Here is a 22,684-nt window from a genome sequence, read left to right on the forward strand (position 1 = left end):
TAAGTATAAAAAAACAGGCTTCTGCCTGCTATGGATGAATATCTAAAAAACCTCAATAATATTTTTGAATTTTTGTTTGTTCATCCAAAAAGAGAATTGCAAGATACAACGTAACTAAATCTTGGATATTATTAGGGTTTAATTGTGTTAATTCCTCAACTTTTTTTAAACGGTAGTGGAGGGTATTAATATGTATATGTAATGTATTGGATGTGTTCTTCAGCGAATGATTTTGCTTAAATAATTCTTTAATGGTTTCTAATAGTTCTGTTTCCTTCAATAGGGGGCCAATGGTTCTTGTAATAAAATCAGCTTTGATTTTAGGATTTATTTCTTCAGAAATCATTTCAAGTGTCAAATCTTCATCGAAGATAATCGAGGAATTTAACTTAGCTATTTTCAGGGATCTTTCGGCTTGTCGATATGAATTACTGATTTCCTGCGAATCCACTGCCTGACCAACACCAGCAACCGCTTGAATCCCGAAATTGCTTGTCAAGAATTGAAAAAATTGCTTCAAGCGTCTTTCAATACTCTCCCGTGTAGGCCGATTAGTGCAATTTATGAGTAAAACCATCCTTTCGTTGCCCGACCGGGAGACAACTTCTTTTGTATTTTGCTGAAACCTATTAAAAATCATTGTCCAACTATCTCTCGAAAGTGGTGCATTTAACCCGATAAACTCAATAATTACAACCATTCTTTTGACTTCTATGTCTATTGATAGAAGCTTAGCTCTGTCTAAGAAGGAGTAATTCCACTCTTTGGCTTGGACCCAATCCATTATGAATGATTCTACTGCCCGGGTATGCCATTCAAACTGTTCTGCATAATAATTTTCACTAATAAGGAGTTCAGTCATTTTTCGGATTACTTCTCCAAAGGGGGTAACTTTATTTGGTTCGCCAGTAATCCCAATAACACCAATCACATCATGTTGAAATAAGATCGGTAAATTAATCCCAGCTTTTACACCAGATAACTTTAATTGGTCTTCATCTTTAATAATCATCTTTCGTTTTTGTTGTAATGCGATCAATGCTCCTTCATGGAAAGAACCTACTCTATCGAGGTCTGTACTTGCAATGATATAGCCCTCCGTATTTACAACTATAATATCTTCACCAATTAACTTCTGAACTTCTTTGACAATTTTTTCTGCTAATTCAGGTAATATCAAGGGTGACACCTCCATGAACAACTGCTTATATTATAACAGTGTTTGTCTGCAAGTTGTTTTGGTATAAAAAATACTCTGGATGTATCACCCAGAGTTTGGTAGAAATTATAATCTTAATCACTTCCTTGACTTACATCTTTTGAAGGATGCATAAAAGGATATGCTTGCGGTTTCTTTTTGCTTTCCAATAGCTCACGATTTTCACTTGTGTTCCAGCCAATATCATTTGTCGGATGAACCCATTCATCTCCCGCCATAATCGAAGGGTCGGTATCCTTTGTCCAGTTTTCTAATGGAGAATTAGGCGAGGCATAAATACTATCACCAATTGTAACGCCATGTTTATTAACAAAGGGAGGCTCCATTTTTATTCCCGTACCCTCAAAACTAGGCGCACTGATTTGATGGGGCATCGTTTCATTCAAGCTCACTGGTTTGGCGGACTGTGTATTTTTCGCTTTTTTCATTTTCTAATCACTCCTGTTTTTTCTTTATTTTCTTCGAGAAGGACAATTTTATTTATGAAAAATAAGGAAAGGAATGATTACCTTTAGTTTGTTCAAAACTATGGAAGTAAGATTAAACTATTTCAGGGAGGATTATTTGATGGCTAAGCGTAAAGCAGAATTTGATGCAGTGGAAAAATATACAAAAACACCTCATAAAAATGTTCAAGAAAGTGAATTTTCAGCGGAATTTACTGATAATAACAATGCGATTAGATTTCAAAATCGAAATTCAAAATTAGGGAAAAAGGGAAGAAGTTAATGAAAAGCCGCCGTAAAACCCCACCACGTATTCCTACTGAAGAATTCAGCATCGAATTTGGCGATGTTAACGGCACAAAATTATATGATATTATGCAGGTGACTCAAAAAGAGAAGAAAAACAATAAAAAGAAATAAGCCGGCAACGCCGGCTTGTTACTTTTCAGAATATGAAAAGATAAGTGTACGATTGTTCATTGGGTCAAAATAAGCTAATAGACAGGAGGCTTGTTTAGAAATTTTCCCAGTTGTTTGGAACTCTGATAAATCAAAAGAGAGTTCTTCAAGCATCGTATGTTTATATAACTCTTTTTCATCGAGACCAAGCTCTACAAATGAATGTCCTAAAATAGCTGGGTGTTCTGAAATTCGTTTGTAAATTTGTGTTCTTTTTTCCTTATTAAAGCTTGCTTCCCACCAGGGTTTCCTCGGTTTGAATTTGTGCTTCAAGAGGTAATCATATTTCATTAGCCCAACAATAACATCAAGGTCGGCTACATCCTGGTGTTCCAAAAAGGCAAACAGTCTTCGGAATAAATCTTCTAGTTGATGACCAATTCTAGACCAGCCTTGGCTTTCCCAAAAAGAACCAAATTCTTGAAAGAAGTCAAACGGTGAAGGAAACACATTGGTTATTAAATATTCCACAGTAGTATCCATCCGATGATCATTCCAATACTTTTCCAACACATCCTCCACCTGCTTAATTCTAACGATATCATCGAAAGAGAGGACATTGTTACTTAAAATTTCATAGGGAGAATGATCCATATATATATATTTGTGGTCATCCGCACGAAGCCGGACTCCAGTTCCTCTGAGCATTTTTAGAAAACCTAATTGCAGCTCTTCAGGACGGAGTTCAAATACATCATTGAAAGTTTTTCGAAAAGAAGCGTAATCTTCTTCAGGTAAACCAGCTATTAAATCAAGATGCTGGTCGATTTTTTTGCCTTCTTTCACTAATGAGACTGTTCTTGTCAGTTTTGAAAAATTTTGTTTTCGCATTACGAGTTCATTGGTAAAGTCATTGGTGGATTGAACACCGATTTCAAAGCGGAAAAGACCTTTTGGTGCTTCTTGATTAAGAAATTCAATCACTTCAGGACGCATGATATCGGCTGTAATTTCAAACTGAAAGACGGTTCCCGGGAGATGTTCATCTATTAAGAAACGAAACATTTCCATTGCATAACTCCTGCTAATATTGAAGGTACGATCGACAAACTTAATTGTTTTTGCCCCATTTGCCATTAAATAGCGTATATCTTCTTTAATTTTTTCACGGTCAAAGTACCGAACCCCCACCTCAATCGATGACAAGCAAAATTGGCAGCTGAATGGACAACCACGGCTAGTCTCAATATAAGTGACACGTTTGCCTAAATTGGCGATGTCTTCAGGGAAACGATAAGGTGAAGGCAATTCCTTAAGGTCCAACTTATTTATTTGGGGAGTAATAACAATTTGCTGATCCTCACGTAAGGCAATTCCAGGAACTTTTTTAAAGTTATGATTATTTTGTATTTCTGTTAGCAATTGTTTAAAGGTTTGTTCTCCTTCACCCATAACAATAAAGTCCACCTCTGGGACTTTTTCCATCCATTCACGGGTGTCATAAGTAACCTCAGGTCCGCCCAGAACAATAATTAGCGACGGGTCCACTTTTTTTAACAGATTGACCACTTTAATGGTTTCTTCGATGTTCCAGATATAGCAGCTAAATCCAATCACTTTCGGTTTCTGTTGATAAAGATCTGTAACAATATTTAATATAGGGTCCTTTATGGTATATTCTTTGATTTGTATATTAAAATCTGGTTCTGCATATGCCTTTAAATAGCGAATCGCTAGGTTGGTATGGATAAACTTAGCATTCAAGGTGGAACAAATAACATTCATAAAAAAACTCCTTTGCATAAATGAAAACAATATTTTATTATAGCCTAGTTTAGACAAAAAATGAAGCAAACGATACAAAAGACCCATGCCGCTTTGGCATAGGTCTTTTCAATTAATTATTAAGGAATCATAAAACTGAGGAAATGACTCTGAACAAAGGTCATAATTCCAATTATTATCACTAGGAAGAAGCTGTGTTTGATTGTAAAACGGAAAAGTTCGGATTCCTTACCTGCAAGTCCAACAGCAGCACAGGCAACGGCTATTGATTGTGGTGAAATCATTTTTCCTGTTACTCCACCTGAAGAGTTAGCTGCCAGAGCTAACACCGGATCCATACCAATAGAAGTAGCTGTGATTTTTTGGAGGTTACCGAATAATAAGTTTGCAGAAGTATCAGACCCAGTAATGAACACACCAAGCCAGCCAAGGAAAGGTGAGAAAAACGGAAATAGTAAAGAACCTGTTTTGGCAAGTGTCATTCCAAGAGTAGTACTCATTCCAGATGCATTCGTAACATAGGCAAAACCAACAACAGAAGCGATTGTAATGACTGGATATTTTAATTCATTAATTGTTTCGCCAAAAGTAATAGCCCAATTTTTCCATGAGATGCCGACAATGAATTTTGTTAAAATCGCTGCGATTAGAATTGCTGTACCGGCTGCTCCAAGAAGTTCCAATTTATAAATTGCTGGGATAGGAGCCCCAGCGGTGTTAATGATTTTATTATTTATTAATGGCACATTTGGAATATATGTAAATGCATGCCCAATCGAATTAACTGCCTTTAAGATGGCGTTTGTACCCTCGTAATGACCAGTTAATGCAAGCTTAACGGTAGGCATACCCCATAATGTAATTATTGCTGTTAACAATAGGAAAGGTGACCATGCCTTGAAAATTTGTCCACCCGTATGCTGTACATCTTGTGTTTTAAGTTGCCTTGCTGACGTAGCGGCAAGTTCTTGCTCAGAAGCAAATCGAAAGATTGTTTTTGGCTTCCAGAATTTTAAGAAGATGGCAAGTGCAAATAAGGAAACTAAAGCTGATAAGATATCGGGAAGTTCTGGTCCCATAAAGTTAGAGGTAAAATATTGAGTCCCAGCAAATGCTACTCCTGATACGAGAATTGCTGGCATGACTTCTTTCGTTTTTTTCCAGCCAGCCATGATAAATACTAGATAGAATGGGATAAAGACTGATAAAAATGGCAACTGGCGGCCTACCATTTTTGAGATCTCTGTTGCTGCAATACCAGTTGGCCCTTCCATGGCAATAATCGGTGCACCAATCGCTCCGAATGCAACAGGTGCAGTATTAGCAATCAGACAAAGTCCTGCTGCATATAAAGGATTAAATCCTAAACCTACTAAAAGTGCTGCCGAGATGGCAACTGGTGCTCCAAATCCTGCAGCACCTTCAAGAAACGCTCCAAAGGAAAACGCTACCAATAATGCTTGTAAACGGCGGTCCTCAGTAATAGAAACAACAGAGGTTCGAATAATATCAAATTGTCCAGTCTTTACAGTAAGTTTATAGAGGAATACTGATGTAATGATAATCCAGCCAATCGGCAGTATACCATATACAGCACCTTGTGAGGCAGACATAAATGCCATACCTGCAGGCATTTTATAGGCAAAAATTGCAATCACTAAGGCTATAGCAAGTGTCGATAATCCAGCAAGATAGCCCTTCATCCGTTTAATAGCTAAAGCCCAGAAAAAGTAAAGAATCGGAATTAGTGCAACAACAGCAGATAATGCGAGATTATCCCCCACTGCTGTAAAATTTTGAGTAAATGTCATAATAGCTTAATCCCCCCGAATTAGCTTTTTTTGATTTTTCTTCAAGTAATGATGTCTACCCTCCTTTATTTCAGCAACCGCTTACAAATGGTGACTAGGTCATCAGATGACTAGATGTTTCCTGCTTCTAAAATGAATTATAGGGACGAAATGGAAGAAATTCAATCTTTTTTTTAAAAATTTGCATTATTAAATATTATCATGTAACAAATAGTAGAATATTGTTTAAATTGATGAAGTTGATTACATAGGCAGATTTTTGAAAAAACTGTATAATGAAGATGCGTCTGAGAAACGAATGCTTGTTAGGGGCTGGACCGGTGAATTATAAAAAAATAAAACCAAAAAAGATCTATGAAGAAGTAGCAGAGGCCATATATGAAATGATTCGAACGGGTCAAGTTAAACCAGGTGAAAAACTTGATTCGGTACAACAACTTGCAGAAAATTTCCAAGTGGGCCGCTCCGCCATCCGTGAAGCGTTAACCTCGTTAAGAGCGATGGGTCTCGTTGAAATGAAGCAAGGGGAGGGTACATTTGTAAAGGAATTTGAACCAGAGCAAATCACTTTTCCGCTATCGACAGCTATTTTAATGAACCAAGAAGACATTGCTCAATTATTAGAGGTTCGTAAGATAATTGAAATTGGTACGGCTGCTGCAGCTGCTAAAAAAAGAACGAGTCAACATTTATCCATGCTGGAGGAAGCACTGGAAGAAATGAAGAAAGCACAAGGGAATGAAACACTGGGTGAAAAAGCTGATTTACAATTTCATCTTGCTCTTGCTGATGCCGCGCAAAATCCTTTGTTGCTTAGCTTAATGAATCATGTTTCTGGTTTGATGGGAGAAACCATGAAAGAAACACGACGTGTTTGGCTCTTTTCTAAACAAACCACAGTGGAGCGACTATTTGATGAACACAAGGATATATTTGAAGCTGTAAAAGAGCAGGATGAAGAAAAAGCGAGAAAGTTTATGCTCGTACACTTAGAAAATGTAGAAGCTGTGCTGCAAAAGTATTTTCAATCTGCGAATTTTCCAAACTAACTATTTTACAGCCAAAATCGATTGAACCCATAAAACATGCGTCTCCTAGCCATTGGAGAATGCATGTTTTTTATAATTTTATTTTTTTTTGCTGGAAGCACTTTCAAAAGGTTCTAGTTTTATTGTAGTATGAATAATATAAAAATTTATTTCTTTTTTTATTTAAGTCATCAGATGACCAGTTCATCAGCGGAAATTATGAAAATTGAATTATAGGAGAGGAAGACAATCATGAAGGTTACACTTTTTGCAACTTGTATTGTAGATATGTTCCAAAGTAATGTAGGAAAGGCCACCGTCGAACTCCTTGAGAGGCTCGGTTGTGAAATTGATTTTCCTGAATCACAAGTTTGTTGCGGGCAGCCGTCATATAATAGTGGTTATGTTAAAGAAACAAAAGAAGCAATGAAACGGATGATAGACACATTTATCGATGCTGAATACATAGTCTCTCCATCAGGATCTTGCATAACGATGTTCCATGAGTATCAGCATATTTTTAAGGGGGACCCCGTTTGGGAACCAAAGGCAAAAAAACTTGCTGAAAAATCATTTGAACTTACGCAATTTATTGTTGATGTTTTGAAAATTGAGGATGTCGGTGCCCGTTTTGAAGGAAGTGTAACCTATCATACCTCCTGTCATATGACAAGATTGTTAGGTGTGAAGAAAGCTCCTATGATTCTATTAAGTAATGTAAAAGGTCTAAAGTTTACTGAATTGCCTGGGAAGGAACAATGCTGTGGATTTGGGGGTACTTTTGCAGTAAAAATGGCTCAAATTTCAGAGCAAATGGTGGATGAAAAAGTCCGACATGTTGAAGAAACTGGTGCTGAATATCTAATCGGTGCCGATGCAGCCTGCTTAATGAATATTGGCGGAAGAATTGATAGAGTTGGAAAACCGATCAAGGTAATGCATATTGCCGAGGTATTAAATAGCCGTTGATTTTGGAACTCTATTAATTGAAGTGCCTGGAACGGAAATCAACAGACAAGTTTTATAAACTTAGAAGAATGGAGGAATAATTGTATGGCAATGAAGATTAGCACAGATCAATTTAAAGAGCGTGTTGATAAAGGAATTCATGATGACTTCATGCGCGGTGCCGTTGCTGGAGCACAGGACGGTATGGGTGTAAAAAGAAGAGTCGCCGCTGAGGAACTAGGAAACTGGGAAGAATGGCGCTCTCATGGGGAAGAAATTCGTCAACATGTACTGGAAAATTTGGATTATTATTTAGAACAACTAAGTGAGAATGTTGCCAAGCGTGGTGGACATGTATTTTTTGCACAAACTAAGGAAGAAGCAAATGAGTATATCCAAGGGATTGTAAAAAAGAAGGAAGCCAAGAAAATTGTTAAATCGAAATCGATGGTAACTGAAGAAATCAGTTTAAATGCGATGTTGGAACAAGAAGGCTGTGAGGTTATAGAAACAGACCTTGGCGAATACATTCTTCAAATTGATGATCATGATCCGCCGTCTCATATTGTTGTACCTGCGCTCCATAAAAACAAAGAGCAAATTCGCGATGTGTTTACGGAGAGGTTAGGTTACACAAAAACATCAAAACCAGAAGAGTTAGCTTGGCATGCCCGTGAGATGCTTCGTAAGGAATACCTATCAGCCGATATTGGAATTACTGGCTGTAATTTTGCTGTGGCCGAAACAGGTTCTTTTAGTCTAGTAACTAACGAAGGAAATGCTGATTTAGTAACAGCATTACCTAAAACACAAATTACAGTTATGGGAATGGAAAGACTGGTTCCAACCTTTGAAGAGATGGAAGTTTTAGTAAGCTTACTAACGAGAAGTGCGGTAGGTCAGAAATTAACTAGCTATATTACTGTGTTAACAGGACCGAAAGAAGCATTTGATGTCGATGGTCCGGAGGAATTTCACCTTGTCATTGTTGATAACGGAAGATCCAAGATACTTGGGGGAGAGTTCCAATCTGTTTTACAGTGTATCCGCTGTGCTGCCTGTATTAACGTATGTCCAGTGTATCGGCATGTGGGCGGTCACTCATACGGCTCTATTTATTCCGGCCCTATCGGTGCAGTCCTATCACCATTATTAGGCGGATATGACGAATTTAAAGAGCTTCCTTACGCTTCAACCCTATGTGGTGCTTGCACAGAAGTATGTCCAGTAAAAATACCATTACATAACCTTCTTCATAAACACCGAGAAGTTATTGTCGAAAAAGAGGGAAAAGCACCAATATCCGAAAAGCTATTAATGAAAGCTTTTGGTTTAGGGGCAGCCTCTCCAATCATGTATAAGATAGGATCTAAGATGGCACCCGCTGCCATGAACCCTTTTACAGTGGGTGAGAAGATAACTAAAGGACCAGGTCCATTAAAGGCTTGGACAGATATTCGAGATTTTCCGGCACCAAATAAAGAGCGATTCAGAGATTGGTTTAAAAACCGTGAAAAAGGAGGCAAATAATCATGGTTGGGACGATTCACAATCGAGATAAATTTCTAAACCAAATCGCGGGCAGTCTTGGGCGGCCACGCATTTCCTCTCCAGTTGAAAGGCCGACCTGGAAATTCCAGCCCCAATATGAGGTTTTGAAAGATGCTACACAAGATGAATTGTTAGAGGTACTTAAAGACCAATGTAAAAAAATTCATACAAGCCTTTATGTAACTGAAAGCAATGATTTATCTTCAGTCCTAAATGAAGTAGTTTCTGGTTTTGGCGGCGGTCCGATTGTCACTTGGAAAGATGATCGCTTTTCCAAGTGGGGACTAGATCCGCTTTTGAAGAAGGAATGGCCTGCACAGAATATAGAGGTTTACGAGTGGAATCATAGCAAGGGGCAACAAAACATTGCAAAGGCGGAAAAGGCTAATGTAGGGATTACTATTAGTGAAATAACACTGGCTGAATCCGGAACGGTCGTATTGTTTAGTGATGAGAATAAAGGAAGAACTGTCAGCTTTCTACCTGCAACATATATCGCACTTATACCGAAAAGTACACTAGTACCGCGGATTACGCAAGCATCTCAAAAGATGCGGGAGATTCATAAGAAAACTGGTCATGTTGCTTCATGCGTCAATTTTATTACTGGACCGAGTAACTCTGCGGATATTGAATTGAATCTTGTCGTTGGAGTGCATGGACCAGTAAAGGCATCGTATATTGTCATTAATGATTTATAAATATTTTTAAAGGTCTGTACCATAATCGGGTGCAGGCTTTTTTTATTTTCTGTTCTACAACAATTTTGAATCTGTTATACAATGAAAAATCATCTTGAAAATCATATATACTAGCATTTATTCAATAATGAATTTTTGTGTTATAAAATTTTTTTCTCTGTGTTTGACTTTTATCACAGATTAATAAAAATATTCGTTTTACAATAGTTGTGGGGAAGTAAAATTTTATTTTACGAGATTTCTAGCTACAGCGCCTAGGGGCTCGGGGTCATAAGCCCCTGGTCACTGCGCTTCCGCTTTTCAAATCAGGGAGGGACATTATGTCTATTTTACCGAAAAAAAATGAATTGGGCTTTTTTGAAATCCGTCTTGAATCAATTGGGGGGTTAGGTGCTAACCTTGCTGGAAAAATGTTGGCGGAGGCAGGCGTTTTAAGTCTTGGCTTGAAGGGTTCTAATTTTTCATCCTACGGATCAGAAAAAAAGGGGTCTCCAGTAAAGAGCTTTATCCGCTTCTGTGAACCAGATGTGGAAATTAGAGACCATAGTCCAATTGAACAACCACATATTGTTGGGGTTTTCCATGAAGCCTTATATAGAACTGTTAATGTTGTCAGCGGATTAAATGCTGATGGTATCGTACTCGTTAATACAGCGAGAGAATTTGATGAAGTAAAAAAGGATTTACAATTGGAATACGGAACACTTGCCATTGTAGATGCCCTTTCGATTGCTGTTGAAGAAAAAACGAAAGTAAATACAGCCATGCTAGGTGCACTCTATCGCATTTGTGACTTTTTAGATCCAGAATCAATGAGAGATGTAATAAGGAAAACGTTCACAAAAAAATACCCGCATCTAGTTGAGCCAAATATCCGTACTTTTGACCGCGGTTATAATGAGGTTCAGTTTAAAACATACGAAGTACCAGCCGGGGCGGAAGGAAAAGCTTTTACCCGTCCATTGCCAATGCTGGGATATATGACTCAGGAAATCGGTGGAGTCATGGTTTCACAAGCTAATAGTATTTATAAAGATTTAAGCGGTTCACGCCAAGGATTCCTTCCAGAATTCCAACAAGAGAAATGTATTCATTGTGCAGCTTGTGACAATGTTTGTCCGGACTATTGTTTCGTTTGGGAAGAAGGAGAGGATAAGCGTGGCAGAAAACAAATGTTCCTTAAAGGTATTGATTATCAATACTGTAAAGGCTGCCTAAAATGCGTGGAAGCCTGTCCAACGGATGCCCTTGGTGATCTTCGCGAATTACTTGGGTATGCAGATGACCACCGCGTTAAACAAAACTTTCCGTATATTGCAGGAGGGGTCCAATAATGTCTATTTTAGAAGAAAAATTAACATCAAAAAGCATTGCAGAACAAATTTCTACTTTTGAATCAGGGAATGAAATGGCTGCAATGGCCGCAGCACAAATCAATTATCATATTATGGGATACTTCCCAATAACGCCTTCCACTGAGGTCGCTCAATTTTTAGATCAAATGAAAACACGTGGAGAACATGATATTAAACTGATTCCTGCAGATGGTGAGCACGGTTCGGCCGGGATTTGCTATGGTGCAGCAGCAACAGGTGCACGGGTAATCAATGCAACAAGTGCAAATGGATTCTTGTATATGCTTGAGCAAATGCCAGTCCAATCAGGTACTCGTTTTCCTATGGTAATGAATCTTGTTACGCGTGCTGTGAGTGGTCCATTAGATATTCGCGGAGATCATTCTGACTTATATTATGCTTTAAATACAGGCTGGGTCATATTAACAGCAAAAACCCCGCAAGCTGTTTATGATATGAATATTATGGCATTAAAAATTGCGGAACATTCTAAGGTCCGTTTACCTGTTATTGTTGCTTATGATGGATTCTTTACTTCCCATCAAAAGCGCCGGGTTGAATTCTTTAAGGAGCGCAGTGTTGTGCAGCAATTTGTGGGTGAATGCCCAACAGATTACAACTTTATTAGGGATTTAAGTAAACCAGTAACGATTGGTGCCCATATGAGCGGGGATGATTTCCTTAACAATCACTTCCAACAGTCTGAAGCAATGTACAATGCTGGTGAGATTTTTAAAGAGGTAGCTGAAGAATACGCTAAGCTATCGGGAAGAGAATATCCTGTACTAGATTTATATAAAATGGAAGATGCAGAAGTTGCTTTATTTCTATTAAACTCTGCTGCAGAATCTGCTAAGGATGTTGTGGATCAACTTCGTGAAAAAGGAATAAAGGCTGGAGTGATCAGTCCAAATATTATTCGTCCATTCCCTGCAAAAGAAATTCGCGAAGCTCTTAAGAATGTAAAATCATTATTAATTGGGGAACGCGCCGATTCCTATGGAGCAAATGGTCCTAACCTTACACATGAAGTGAAATCTGCACTTCAAGATGACAAAGACAACAAGACCATTGTGTTAAGTCGCGTATTTGGACTTGGCGGTAAGGATTTCTACGCAAGTGATGCCGAGGCATTCTTTGATATGGCATTGGATACATTGGAAAAAGGCTATGCCGAAAAGCCATTTGATTACTATGGACATATCCCTGGCAATCCTGAGAAAATTCTTAAGCCAGTCATTTTACCTCAACATGGAGATGTCTATAAAACTGGACTAATCGATGTGAAAATGGATGAAGAAACAAATAAATTAAAAGTAAAAATACCACCACTTCGGGCCTTAACTGGTAAACCAAAACGAATTGCATCAGGTCACGGTGCATGTCCGGGCTGTGGAATTTTTGCTGGGCTTGAGTTGTTCTTTAAAGGAATTGAGGGAGACATCGTTACTCTATTCCAAACAGGCTGTGCCTATGTAACTACTACATCTTATCCAAGCACATCCCATAAGCAAACAATGATGCACAATTTATTCCAAAACGGTGCTGCAACATTATCAGGTACTGTTGAAGCGTTCATGGAATTAAAACGCCGTGGTGAAATTCAGGTATCTGATGATGCTACATTCGTAATGATTACTGGTGATGGCGGAATGGATATCGGGATGGGATCAGCTATCGGTACAGCGCTTCGTGGTCATAAGCTAATTATGCTCGAATATGATAATGAAGGCTACATGAATACCGGCTCACAGATGTCTTATTCCACGCCAATCGGTCATATGACAAGTACTTCAGGTGTAGGAAAAACACAGCGTGGTAAGGCTTTCCATCATAAAGATACAGCACAAATTATGGCAGCAACGAATATTTCATATGTGTTTACAGGTTCCGAAGCATTCCCTCAGGACCTAGTTAAAAAAGGCGCTAAAGCACAGTGGTATGCACAAAATGTCGGTACAGTTTACGGGAAACTTCTCATCACATGCCCGCTTAACTGGAAATCTGACGATCGTTTTGGCACAACCATTGTGGAGGCTGCGGTAAACTCATGTTTCTTCCCTCTTTATGAAGTGGAACAGGGGGTTACATCGATTACTTACAATCCAGAAGAGAAGAATAAACGAATTCCACTTTCGGATTGGTTAAAGTATATGGGGAAAACAAAACACCTTCTAAAAGAAGAGAACAAGCCAATGTTAGAAGAGTTTGAAGCTGAAGTTGAGAAAAGATGGCAGCGTCTAAAAGCAAAGGATGAAAATCCAATGTTGTAAATTGAAGAGCCTAAAAAACACTTCCTTTGGGAGTGTTTTTTTATAATTATTGACAAGGTTAATCCAATTTGATAAAAATCTAATTAGATAATTGTCAAATATAAAGGAAAGCGAGGTAGGACAATGATCCAATTAGATAAAATCGTATCTTTTTATAAAACAATGGGAGACCCAACAAGAATTCGGATTGTAGCCATATTGGCAAAAGGTCCACTTCATGGTCAGGCGATTGCTGGAAAGCTTGGCTTATCTGCTCCAACGATTACACATCATTTAAAGAAATTACGGGAAATTCATGTGGTTTATGACAGAAGAGTCAAGAATACTATCTACTTTTACCTAAATGAATCGCTGATAAATCAGCAGGCAAAGGTGTTTACAGAACTGTTAGAAAAAAAGGGAGAGGAGTTGGATGAAATGGTCGAGTCCAGTCTCGAGAGACAAAAAATCATCGAAAATTTCTTTACGAAAACTGGGAAACTAAAAAATATTCCAGCACAACGAAAAAAGAAGTTAATCGTATTTGAACACATGATACGCGGGTTAAAAATGGGTGAAAAGTACGAAGAAAAACAATTAAATGAGTTTATAAAACAATTCCATGACGACTATGCAACCATTCGCCGGGAATTTATCATTAATCACTATATGTTTCGTGAGAGTGGTATTTATGAACTAAATCCAGAAGAAATGTGGGCAAAAAATGACTAGAAAAGCAATCCAAAGTGGATTGCTTTCCTTAGCTAAATACGTTCTTTTATAGTTTTGATAAATGATGATAGGTCCTTAATTTCATTTCGTTGTTTAATTAGGATTTTTCCGAGCTCTATCGTTTTTTGTTTTGCAGTGATTCTGGTTTGCTTGTCCTCAATCCCATCTAAATCTGCAACATGTGCAAGTCCAATGGTTCTTCTGATTAATTCACAGCCAGCAAAGCCGAGGGAATCTCTAAAAAACTTGGCTAATTGATAGTTTAAGAATGTAGAAGTTTTTGCAGCAGCCTCTTTATTTTCTGTATTCCATAAGAATGTAAATTGCTCCTCAAATACATTCCACACAGTTTCAATATGGTTTATGAAAAGATCACATTTTTCTTCATTCACATTAACCTGGAAAAGTAGGTTCGCAAATACTTGACCTATATCAAAGCCAGCTGGTCCGTAGAAAGCAAATTCAGGGTCAATTACTTTTGTTTCAGAATTACTAGCAAACACACTACCAGTATGTAAATCCCCATGCAGGAGGGCTTCAGCTTCTGTTAAAAAGCTTTTCTTCAAGACATTTACATGGAACTTTAGTTCTTCATCATGCCAAAGAGCTTCGACCGCGGGACGGAGACTATCCTCAAATTCATTGGTATCTGCATCAATAAATGGGTCGGTAAAGATTAAATCCTCAGTGATTTTGCATAATTCTGGATTGATAAATTGGTGGACACGTTCTTTTTTTACTCCAGGGCCTAATCCGTAATCTGAAGTGAAAAATAATGTCTTAGCAAGATATTCACCCAGATGTTTAGCAATTAATGGATAGGTTTCACCTTTAATAAAGCCAGTTCTTGCAATCAAAAGATGGGAAAGATCCTCCATAATAGTTACAGCAAGGACATCATCAGTGAATAATACTTCTGGAACATAATCAGGAGCAATTTGCCCGAAAATTTTTAAGGCATCTGCTTCAATCTTTGCTCTTTTCAGTGTTAATGGCCAGCTTTCACCAACTACTTTTGCATATGGGAGAGCTTGTTTAATAATAATACTTTTTCCTTTTAATTCTTCGACAATATGAAAAACAAGATTGAGATTTCCGTCACCAATCTCCTTGCAGGAGAGTTTAGCATGCCCTGGAAAAATATTTAATTCCAGTGCAAGTTCTACAGCACTCTCGTTTGTTAATGGTTGGTATGTTTTCTGTTTTAGTAGACTCATAATGGCTCCTCCTTGTTTTTGGGAGGCTTAATCGTGCAATAAGGCACAAAAAAGCCTCTTTCTCATTTGAAAGAGGCTCGGGAAGACAAATTGTCTATCGCACCTCTCATCTCTCAGAAAGATAATCCTTCTGTTGGAATTAGCACCGTGCCTTATTGGGATTATTAAGCGCATGAAGCGCCCTATTATCCAATGAGTTTAAGGTCGGTTGCTGGGCTTCAAAGGGCCAATCCCTCAGCCAGCTCGTGATAAGAGAATTTTATTTAACTGGTAAAAATCATATCAGCAATAAAATAATATTGTCAATATTTTTTGAAAATTAATTATAGTATTCTGGTTTTCTATCTGTGAAAATAGGGATCTGTTTGCGAATCTCTTTGACTAAATCCATCTCAATTTCTGCAGATAAAATTTCTTCGCTTTCTCCAGCTTCCGCGATCACCTCTCCCCACGGGTCGATAATTAAGGAATGCCCAGCGAACTGGTTATTAGGATCTTGACCGGATCGGTTACAAGCGATGACGTAACATTGATTTTCAATGGCTCTGGCAATTAAAAGGGCTCTCCAATGAGACAATCGCTGCGCTGGCCATTCGGCAACCACAAACAGTGCCTCAGCACCTTCTGATGTATGTGCACGAATCCACTCAGGAAAGCGAATGTCATAACAAATGTTCCCGGCAAATTTATTATTCTCAATTTCAAAAAGTCCTTTTTGAGATCCTGATTCTAAATAAACATGCTCATCCATTAGCTTAAACAGGTGAAGTTTACTATACTGGTGAACGAGTTTACCCTCCTTATTGACAATGAGCAAGGTATTTTTTACACCGTTATCTTCACGGTTAGCTACAGATCCGCCAACAAAGTTCACTTGGTATTTTTTTGCAGCCTTTTGAAGGAAATCAATTGTCTTACCAGCATGAATATCAGAAATTTCATTAAGTCGAGTTAAGTCATACCCTGTAGTCCACAGCTCTGGTAGAACAATGATATCGGGCTGGTCAGCTACAGCCTTTTCAATGAGTCTTTCAGCAGATTGATAGTTTTTATTTGGATCACCAAAGGCGATATCCATTTGTAAACATGAAATTTTTAATTTCACGAATCTTCACCTCGTTTGAACTTTCGGAATTTTTTCTTTACAAGCAGTTATAAAAGTTATATCATTTGTGACTAGAATTTAACAATAGAATCACTTTTATAAATTATTAAAGCAGGTGAGAACCATGAAGCAATTTCCACCATCAGAACTTTTAAATAGTCTTCCTAAGCAGTTTTTTGCTTCACTCGTTAAAAAAGTCGGGGAATATATTTCACAGGGGTATGATGTGATTAATTTGGGGCAAGGAAACCCAGATCAGCCAACACCGGCACATATCGTAGCTAAACTTCAGGAAGCAGCGGTGAATCCATTAAATCACAAATATTCTCCTTTTCAAGGGCACCAGTATTTAAAACAAGCAGCAGCTGATTTTTATTTAAGAGAATATGGAGTAACCATTGATCCAGATAAAGAGGTGGCTATACTGTTTGGCGGTAAAGCGGGACTTGTTGAAATTCCCCAGTGTTTATTGAATCCCAGCGATACCATCCTCGTACCAGATCCAGGCTACCCGGATTATTTGTCAGGGGTTGCACTGGCAAAGGCTGAAATGTTTAGGATGCCGCTAAGGGAGGAAAATAATTTTCTACCGGATTATGGTATTTTGGATAGGGATGTATTAGATAAAGCAAAATTAATGTTCCTCAATTACCCTAATAATCCGACTGGCGCGGTGGCCACTCATGAATTTTTTGAAGAGACAATTAAACTAGCGAATGAACATGATATCTGTATAATCCATGATTTTGCCTATGGTGCCATTGGGTTTGATGGTAAGAAACCAGTAAGTTTTTTACAGGTGCAAGGGGCAAAGGAAGTTGGAATTGAAATTTATACCTTATCAAAAACCTATAATATGGCAGGCTGGCGTGTTGGTTTTGCAATAGGGAATGAGAGCGTCATTTCCGCTATTGAACTTTTACAAGACCATTTGTATGTCAGTTTATTTGGAGCCGTACAGGAGGCTGCTGCGGAGGCATTAATTGGACCTCAAGACTGTGTAAAGGAATTAAACGAGTTGTATGAGCGAAGAAGGAATGTATTGATTAAGGGGCTTCGTTCCTTGGGGTGGAATGTCAGCGCACCAAAGGGATCCTTTTTTGCCTGGCTTAAGGTTCCTAAAGGCTATTCCTCTACGGAATTTGCTAATATTCTCCTTGATCAGGCACATATTATGGTTGCACCTGGTATTGGATTTGGTGAATTTGGAGAAGGGTATGTCCGGGTGGGGCTACTTTCAACAGAAGAACGATTAGCTGAAGCCGTCGAAAGAATTAGTCGTTTAGAAATATTCAGTTAAATCGATTGACATTTTATTTTTTTCTTGCGATAATGCAAATTAAAGTTAAACACACATTAATAACTGAATAAAATACGAATCGTTTTCTTATCAAGAGCAGGCGGAGGGAAAAGCCCAATGAAGCCCGGCAACCGACTTAAACTAATGCTTAAGCACGGTGCTAATTCTTGCAGCAACAAGGCTGATAGATGAGAAGATGTTAGTTGGCGGCTAACCTCTTCTTTGTTGAAGAGGTTTTTTATGTTTGATTAAAAGGAGTTTTTATTATGACTGAAATTATTGCAACATATCTACTAAATAACGAAAAGAAACCATCCAAGAAGGCAGAAGAAATTGCCCTTGGTTTAACAGTTGGGTCATGGACGAATCTGCCTGAATTAGAACAAAACCAATTGCGTAAACATAAAGGAAGAGTCGTATCAGTCGAAGCGAATCCCTCAGAAACAGAAGAGCATGCACTGATTAAAATTGCCTATCCAACGATAAATTTTTCTAATGACCTTCCTGCTATCTTAACAACCGTTTTCGGTAAACTTTCATTGGATGGAAAAATTAAATTACTTGATTTGCAATTTGATGAGGGATTAAAGAGGCAGTTCCCTGGTCCAAGATTTGGGATTGATGGACTAAGGGAGAAATTAAACGTTAATAATCGACCGTTAGTAATGAGCATCTTTAAAGGCGTACTCGGGAAAGACCTCACGTTTTTAGTCGAACAGCTAAAACAACAAGCCCTAGGTGGTGTTGATTTGGTTAAGGATGATGAAATCCTGTTTGAAAATGAATTAACACCATTTGAAAAAAGAATTGTCGAAGGGAAAAAAGCACTGCAAGAAGTATATGACCAAACAGGCCACCGCACTTTATATGCTGTTAACCTAACTGGCAGAACTTCTAAGCTGAAAGAAAAAGCTAGAAAGGCTGCTGAGCTTGGAGCAGATCTCTTATTATTCAATGTTTTTTCATATGGGTTAGATGTTCTGCAGGAATTAAGAGAAGATGATGAAATTGCATTGCCGCTTATGGCACATCCTGCTTTCAGTGGTGCATTTGCATCATCACCCGTATATGGAGTATCCCATTCATTATTACTTGGTAAACTACTTCGATATGCCGGAGCTGATTTATCATTGTTCCCATCTCCGTATGGGACAGTTGCATTAGAAAAACCGAAGGCACTGTCGATTGCTAAGGAATTAACAAGTGAGGAAAGTTTTAAAAAGTCCTTCCCAGTGCCATCGGCTGGAATTCATCCTGGCTTGGTTCCATTGTTAATAGGTGATTTTGGTATCGATTCGGTTATTAATGCTGGCGGTGGAGTACATGGACATCCAGACGGTGCCCGTGGCGGCGGTCTTGCTTTCCGACAAGCAATTGAAACTAATCTCCAAGGGAAGTTATTGGCTGAAGGGGCTGAAATGTATCCTGAACTTAAACTAGCACTAGCGTTATGGGGAAATTCAGAGGTAACAGTATGACCAAACCTGTAATCTTTTGTGATTTTGACGGAACCGTAACGGAAAGTGATAATATTATCCGAATGATGGAAGAGTTTGCTCCTCAGGGATGGGAAAACATAAAAGATCAAATTCTCACTCGCCAAATCTCTATTAATGAGGGAGTAGGAAAATTATTCTCCTTATTACCAAGTCAATTGGAGGAAGAGTTGACTGCGTTTGCGATTGAGCATGCAAAAATTCGGCCGGGATTTAAAGAATTTGTAGAATTTGCTCATAAAGAAGAGATTCCTTTATATATTGTTAGCGGTGGGATTGACTTTTTTGTAAATCCGATATTAGAGAAGTTTGGACCATTTGCTGGTATTTATTGTAATGAATCTGATTTTTCAGGTGAGAGGATTAAAATTCTTTGGCCGAATGAATGTGATTCGTTATGTGACAATAATTGTGGCTGCTGTAAGCCGAGCATTATTCGAAAGCTAAACCATGAAAACAACAAGTTCAAGATTGTCATAGGAGATTCGGTCACAGATCTTGAGGCAGCAAAACATGCTGATTTTGTGTTAGCAAGAGATTTACTGCAGGAGAAATGTGAGGAATGGGGTATTAATCATCGAGGATTTAGTACTTTCTTTGAATGTATCGAGGAAATTAAAAAAAGAATTGAGGTGGGGGAATTAAAATGTTAAAGGAAAGATGGAATGAATTAGCAGATGTAAAAGATGAACTTGCTAATCGGGACTGGTTTATGGGTACGAGCGGTAATCTAGCGATAAAAGTAAGTAATCATCCACTTCATTTTTTGGTAACAGCAAGTGGTAAGGATAAGCGGAAACGTACGGATGAAGATTTTTTACTTGTTGATGAGTTTGGTCACCCGGTCGAACAAACAAATTTAAAACCCTCAGCAGAGACACTTCTTCATGTTGAAATTTATCGTAAAACGAATGCTGGCTGCAGTCTTCACGTCCATACAATTGATAATAATGTTATTTCAGAAATATATGGTGATCAGGGTGAGGTCACCTTTAAAGGACAAGAACTAATCAAAGCATTTGATATGTGGGAAGAGGATGCAACCCTAAAAATACCGATCATTCACAATTATGCACATATACCGACTCTGGCTTCTAAATTTTCTGAACATATTTCAGGAGATACTGGTGCTATTTTAATTCGTAACCATGGAATCACGGTATGGGGGAGAACTGCATTTGAAGCGAAAAAAATACTTGAAGCTTCTGAGTTTTTATTTCGGTATCAGTTACGGTTATTAGAACACAAACCATACCAGTTATTTAAAGTGGTTTAACTTACCAAAAAAGGAAAGGAAGAATATAAAATGGCATATATTACATTTCAAAACAAAAATGAGCAAATAAATGTTCTGGAAGAAGTTGCAAGTTTCCTAGAATCTCAGGAAGTTGTTTATGAAAATTGGGATATTAGCAAGCTCCCAGGTGATTTGGTAGAAAAGTATCTTTTGAGTGAGGGAGAAAAAGAAGAAATTCTGAGTGTTTTTTCTGAAGAAATCGCTGATATCTCTGCTAGACGGGGGTACAAAGCTCAGGATGTGATTTCATTGTCAGAAAATACTCCGAATTTGGATGTCTTGCTGACAAATTTTAAAAACGAACATCATCATACTGATGATGAAGTTCGTTTTATTGTCAGTGGTCACGGTGTGTTTGTTATTCAAGGAAAAGATGGTGAGTTCTTTGAGGTACATTTAAATCCTGGTGACTTGATTTCTGTCCCTGAAAATACAAGACACTATTTTACCTTAGAAGATGACAAAAAAGTTGTCGCAGTAAGGATATTTGTTACAACTGAGGGCTGGGTTCCGATTTACGACAAGTTAGAAGTTCAATAATAGTAGTGAAAAGAACTGGCTGTAGTTATCTACAGCCAGTTTGATTGTCAAGAAGTGTATTTTCTTGGCAATTTTTTTTATTAGGATTTAATAATTGATTGTTTCTGCGCATGTGCCTGTCGCAAAACCCTAAAGAAAAAAGATAATACTGGATAGGGCTTTTGTGAAAAATGAGGAATTTTGTCGCAAAACCGATATATTCAATGAAGAATTTGTCGAAAAACGAAAGAAATAGATTGTTTTGTCTACTTTTGCGAATGTGTTTACAATTATCAAAATTCTTGTCATAATTCATCAAGTAGTCTAAATTTTAGTGGTTTACAGTAATTGGGTAATAGGTAGGGGGATACAAATGTATGAGCATCGTAATAACCATAATGAAATGATTGAAGAGATAAAGGAAAAAAGGCAACTAATGATTAATAGTGCCAACTCACTTGGGTTTACAAGTGAAGTAACTATAAAATATAGTCAAGAGCTGGATGAATTAATAAACGAGTATCAAAAGGCCATGGAAGGATCCTCCAGGCCAAATGATGAAATCAAGTTTGCTTTTAAACAGATGATTATGATTTGGCCTAAAATATTGATTTAATAACAATGCAAAAAACCATTTCGATTAGGCCCCGTTAAATGAAATCCTATGAAAAAATATCAATTATGTACACCATGACCAGCAGTCCCATGATAAATGCATAGGTGGACACCCGCTCATTACCGTCTCCATGGCTTTCGGGTATCAATTCCTTATAAATGATAAATAACATAGCCCCGGCTGCAAAAGAAAGCCCATATGGTACAAGACCTTGAACATATGATGTCAAAAAATATCCTAATAATGATGTAACGATTTCAATGGCTCCCGTTAAGGTAGCTATAATGAAGGCCTTCCACTTACCTATCCGTTGATTAATTAAAAATAATGCGACAAGAAGGCCTTCTGGTGCATTTTGAAATCCAATTGCCAAAGCGATAAGATTTCCTGTATCGCCCTGCTCCGATGCGTAACTAACGCCAACTGACAATCCTTCAGGAATATTATGCAGAGTAATCGCAGAAATAATTAAAAGAGCTTTCTCGTCAAATTGAATTCCAGTTTTGTTATGCTGTAAGTCAATATGAGGGATATTTTTTTCTAATAGAGTCAGTGTCCATACTCCTAGACAGATTCCTACAAAAAGTGATGCAAATCCACCGTATTTCAATGCCTCAGGGATTAAACCTATCGTAGAAGCTGCCATCATAATACCAGCACTAAAGGCTAATAAAACATCCTTCCAACGATGTGTAATAGAATGTTGAATAAATAGAATGATTAGAGCACCTGCCCCTGTAGATAGCGCCGAAAGTACACTGCCAAAAATAACCTCAGTCATCACATATTTCCTTCCTTATCCAATAATCCTATCAAGACATCTACAAAATTAGACATGAACTGTGATTTTTATCATTGTTTATATCTAAATATTTCATATAGTTATATTAGTACTATTTATCAAATA

22 protein-coding genes and 2 riboswitches are annotated in these 22,684 nt (G+C 37.9%); of the genes, 15 read left to right on the plus strand and 7 right to left on the minus strand.

The genetic code is table 11. From position 1 onward, the window contains the following. Window positions 1–52: 52 nt before the first annotated feature. Together QNH17_RS07655 and QNH17_RS07660 are read right to left on the minus strand one after the other, a co-directional pair. Entirely contained in the window at window positions 53–1,180 is a 1,128-nt protein-coding gene (locus QNH17_RS07655) for a CdaR family transcriptional regulator (protein ID WP_283878138.1), read from the minus strand. Between the two features lie 113 nt (window positions 1,181–1,293). Continuing rightward, the gene (locus QNH17_RS07660) at window positions 1,294–1,647 is read right to left on the minus strand and encodes a DUF3905 domain-containing protein (protein WP_283878139.1); all 354 of its coding nucleotides are present in this window, start codon (window positions 1,645–1,647) and stop codon (window positions 1,294–1,296) included. Between the two features lie 139 nt (window positions 1,648–1,786). On the opposite strand from QNH17_RS07660, the gene QNH17_RS07665 reads away from it, so the two are divergent. Both QNH17_RS07665 and QNH17_RS07670 read left to right on the plus strand, forming a co-directional pair. Continuing rightward, the gene (locus QNH17_RS07665) at window positions 1,787–1,948 is read left to right on the plus strand and encodes a protein YkzP (RefSeq protein ID WP_166257651.1); all 162 of its coding nucleotides are present in this window, start codon (window positions 1,787–1,789) and stop codon (window positions 1,946–1,948) included. After that, window positions 1,948–2,085: a hypothetical protein gene (locus QNH17_RS07670; protein ID WP_180230027.1), complete on the plus strand. Its 138-nt coding sequence runs from the start codon at window positions 1,948–1,950 to the stop codon at window positions 2,083–2,085. Before QNH17_RS07665 ends, QNH17_RS07670 begins: the two co-directional genes overlap by 1 nt. 18 nt (window positions 2,086–2,103) lie before the next feature. Here the strand turns inward: QNH17_RS07670 and QNH17_RS07675 are convergent, their stop codons facing one another. Together QNH17_RS07675 and QNH17_RS07680 are read right to left on the minus strand one after the other, a co-directional pair. After that, a complete protein-coding gene (locus QNH17_RS07675; protein WP_283878140.1) occupies window positions 2,104–3,849 on the minus strand; it encodes a B12-binding domain-containing radical SAM protein in 1,746 nt (581 codons plus the stop codon). A gap of 119 nt (window positions 3,850–3,968) precedes the next feature. Next, window positions 3,969–5,660, minus strand: coding sequence for an L-lactate permease (locus QNH17_RS07680; RefSeq protein WP_283878141.1), 1,692 nt, complete (start codon window positions 5,658–5,660; stop codon window positions 3,969–3,971). Window positions 5,661–5,980: 320 nt separating this feature from the next. Between QNH17_RS07680 and QNH17_RS07685 the strand changes: the two genes are divergently transcribed. The 7 genes from QNH17_RS07685 (at window position 5,981) to QNH17_RS07715 (ending at window position 14,227) form a co-directional block, all read left to right on the plus strand. Continuing rightward, window positions 5,981–6,709 carry a FadR/GntR family transcriptional regulator gene (locus tag QNH17_RS07685; RefSeq protein WP_283878142.1) on the plus strand — a complete coding sequence of 243 codons (729 nt, stop codon included), beginning with the start codon at window positions 5,981–5,983 and terminating at the stop codon, window positions 6,707–6,709. A 231-nt stretch (window positions 6,710–6,940) separates the two neighbouring features. Beyond that, window positions 6,941–7,657 (plus strand): (Fe-S)-binding protein, encoded by a 717-nt coding sequence (locus QNH17_RS07690; RefSeq protein WP_283878143.1) that lies wholly within the window; start codon window positions 6,941–6,943, stop codon window positions 7,655–7,657. An 84-nt stretch (window positions 7,658–7,741) separates the two neighbouring features. Beyond that, entirely contained in the window at window positions 7,742–9,166 is a 1,425-nt protein-coding gene (locus tag QNH17_RS07695) for a LutB/LldF family L-lactate oxidation iron-sulfur protein (RefSeq protein WP_283878144.1), read from the plus strand. Between the two features lie 2 nt (window positions 9,167–9,168). Continuing rightward, window positions 9,169–9,888, plus strand: coding sequence for a LutC/YkgG family protein (locus QNH17_RS07700; RefSeq protein ID WP_283878145.1), 720 nt, complete (start codon window positions 9,169–9,171; stop codon window positions 9,886–9,888). A 320-nt stretch (window positions 9,889–10,208) separates the two neighbouring features. Continuing rightward, a complete protein-coding gene (locus tag QNH17_RS07705) occupies window positions 10,209–11,222 on the plus strand; it encodes a 2-oxoacid:acceptor oxidoreductase family protein (RefSeq protein ID WP_283878146.1) in 1,014 nt (337 codons plus the stop codon). Continuing rightward, window positions 11,222–13,516, plus strand: a complete 2,295-nt coding sequence (locus tag QNH17_RS07710; protein ID WP_283878147.1) for a thiamine pyrophosphate-dependent enzyme — start codon at window positions 11,222–11,224, stop codon at window positions 13,514–13,516. The genes QNH17_RS07705 and QNH17_RS07710 overlap by 1 nt, the downstream gene beginning before the upstream one ends. Window positions 13,517–13,642: 126 nt before the next feature. Beyond that, complete coding sequence (locus QNH17_RS07715) at window positions 13,643–14,227, plus strand: DUF2087 domain-containing protein (RefSeq protein ID WP_283879454.1); 585 nt, start codon at window positions 13,643–13,645, stop codon at window positions 14,225–14,227. Between the two features lie 32 nt (window positions 14,228–14,259). Here the strand turns inward: QNH17_RS07715 and mtnK are convergent, their stop codons facing one another. Then, entirely contained in the window at window positions 14,260–15,444 is a 1,185-nt protein-coding gene (mtnK, locus tag QNH17_RS07720; RefSeq protein WP_283878148.1) for an S-methyl-5-thioribose kinase, read from the minus strand. Window positions 15,445–15,547: 103 nt separating this feature from the next. Then, window positions 15,548–15,699: riboswitch (SAM riboswitch) on the minus strand. A gap of 64 nt (window positions 15,700–15,763) precedes the next feature. Further along, window positions 15,764–16,549 carry a carbon-nitrogen family hydrolase gene (locus QNH17_RS07725; RefSeq protein WP_283878149.1) on the minus strand — a complete coding sequence of 262 codons (786 nt, stop codon included), beginning with the start codon at window positions 16,547–16,549 and terminating at the stop codon, window positions 15,764–15,766. A 124-nt stretch (window positions 16,550–16,673) separates the two neighbouring features. Here QNH17_RS07725 and QNH17_RS07730 point away from each other — a divergent pair, with 124 nt between their 5' ends. The 6 genes from QNH17_RS07730 to QNH17_RS07755 all read left to right on the plus strand — a co-directional run bounded on the left by QNH17_RS07730 (window position 16,674) and on the right by QNH17_RS07755 (window position 21,777). After that, entirely contained in the window at window positions 16,674–17,849 is a 1,176-nt protein-coding gene (locus QNH17_RS07730) for a pyridoxal phosphate-dependent aminotransferase (protein ID WP_283878150.1), read from the plus strand. An 84-nt stretch (window positions 17,850–17,933) separates the two neighbouring features. Further along, a riboswitch (SAM riboswitch) is annotated at window positions 17,934–18,044 on the plus strand. Window positions 18,045–18,115: 71 nt separating this feature from the next. Then, entirely contained in the window at window positions 18,116–19,327 is a 1,212-nt protein-coding gene (gene mtnW / locus QNH17_RS07735; RefSeq protein WP_283878151.1) for a 2,3-diketo-5-methylthiopentyl-1-phosphate enolase, read from the plus strand. Further along, a complete protein-coding gene (locus QNH17_RS07740) occupies window positions 19,324–19,998 on the plus strand; it encodes a 2-hydroxy-3-keto-5-methylthiopentenyl-1-phosphate phosphatase (protein WP_283878152.1) in 675 nt (224 codons plus the stop codon). Before mtnW ends, QNH17_RS07740 begins: the two co-directional genes overlap by 4 nt. Further along, window positions 19,992–20,621, plus strand: coding sequence for a methylthioribulose 1-phosphate dehydratase (locus QNH17_RS07745; RefSeq protein WP_481858580.1), 630 nt, complete (start codon window positions 19,992–19,994; stop codon window positions 20,619–20,621). Before QNH17_RS07740 ends, QNH17_RS07745 begins: the two co-directional genes overlap by 7 nt. Before the next feature lie 30 nt (window positions 20,622–20,651). Beyond that, a complete protein-coding gene (locus tag QNH17_RS07750) occupies window positions 20,652–21,182 on the plus strand; it encodes a 1,2-dihydroxy-3-keto-5-methylthiopentene dioxygenase (RefSeq protein ID WP_283878153.1) in 531 nt (176 codons plus the stop codon). 352 nt (window positions 21,183–21,534) lie between these two features. Next, window positions 21,535–21,777 (plus strand): aspartyl-phosphate phosphatase Spo0E family protein, encoded by a 243-nt coding sequence (locus tag QNH17_RS07755; protein ID WP_283878154.1) that lies wholly within the window; start codon window positions 21,535–21,537, stop codon window positions 21,775–21,777. Window positions 21,778–21,823: 46 nt separating this feature from the next. Here QNH17_RS07755 and QNH17_RS07760 read toward each other — a convergent pair whose 3' ends face one another. Beyond that, window positions 21,824–22,558 (minus strand): ZIP family metal transporter, encoded by a 735-nt coding sequence (locus QNH17_RS07760; protein WP_144548706.1) that lies wholly within the window; start codon window positions 22,556–22,558, stop codon window positions 21,824–21,826. Window positions 22,559–22,684 lie beyond the last annotated feature (126 nt).

Source organism: Neobacillus sp. SuZ13 (assembly GCF_030123365.1).
In the GTDB taxonomy this organism is placed as follows: Bacteria; Bacillota; Bacilli; order Bacillales; family Cytobacillaceae; genus Neobacillus.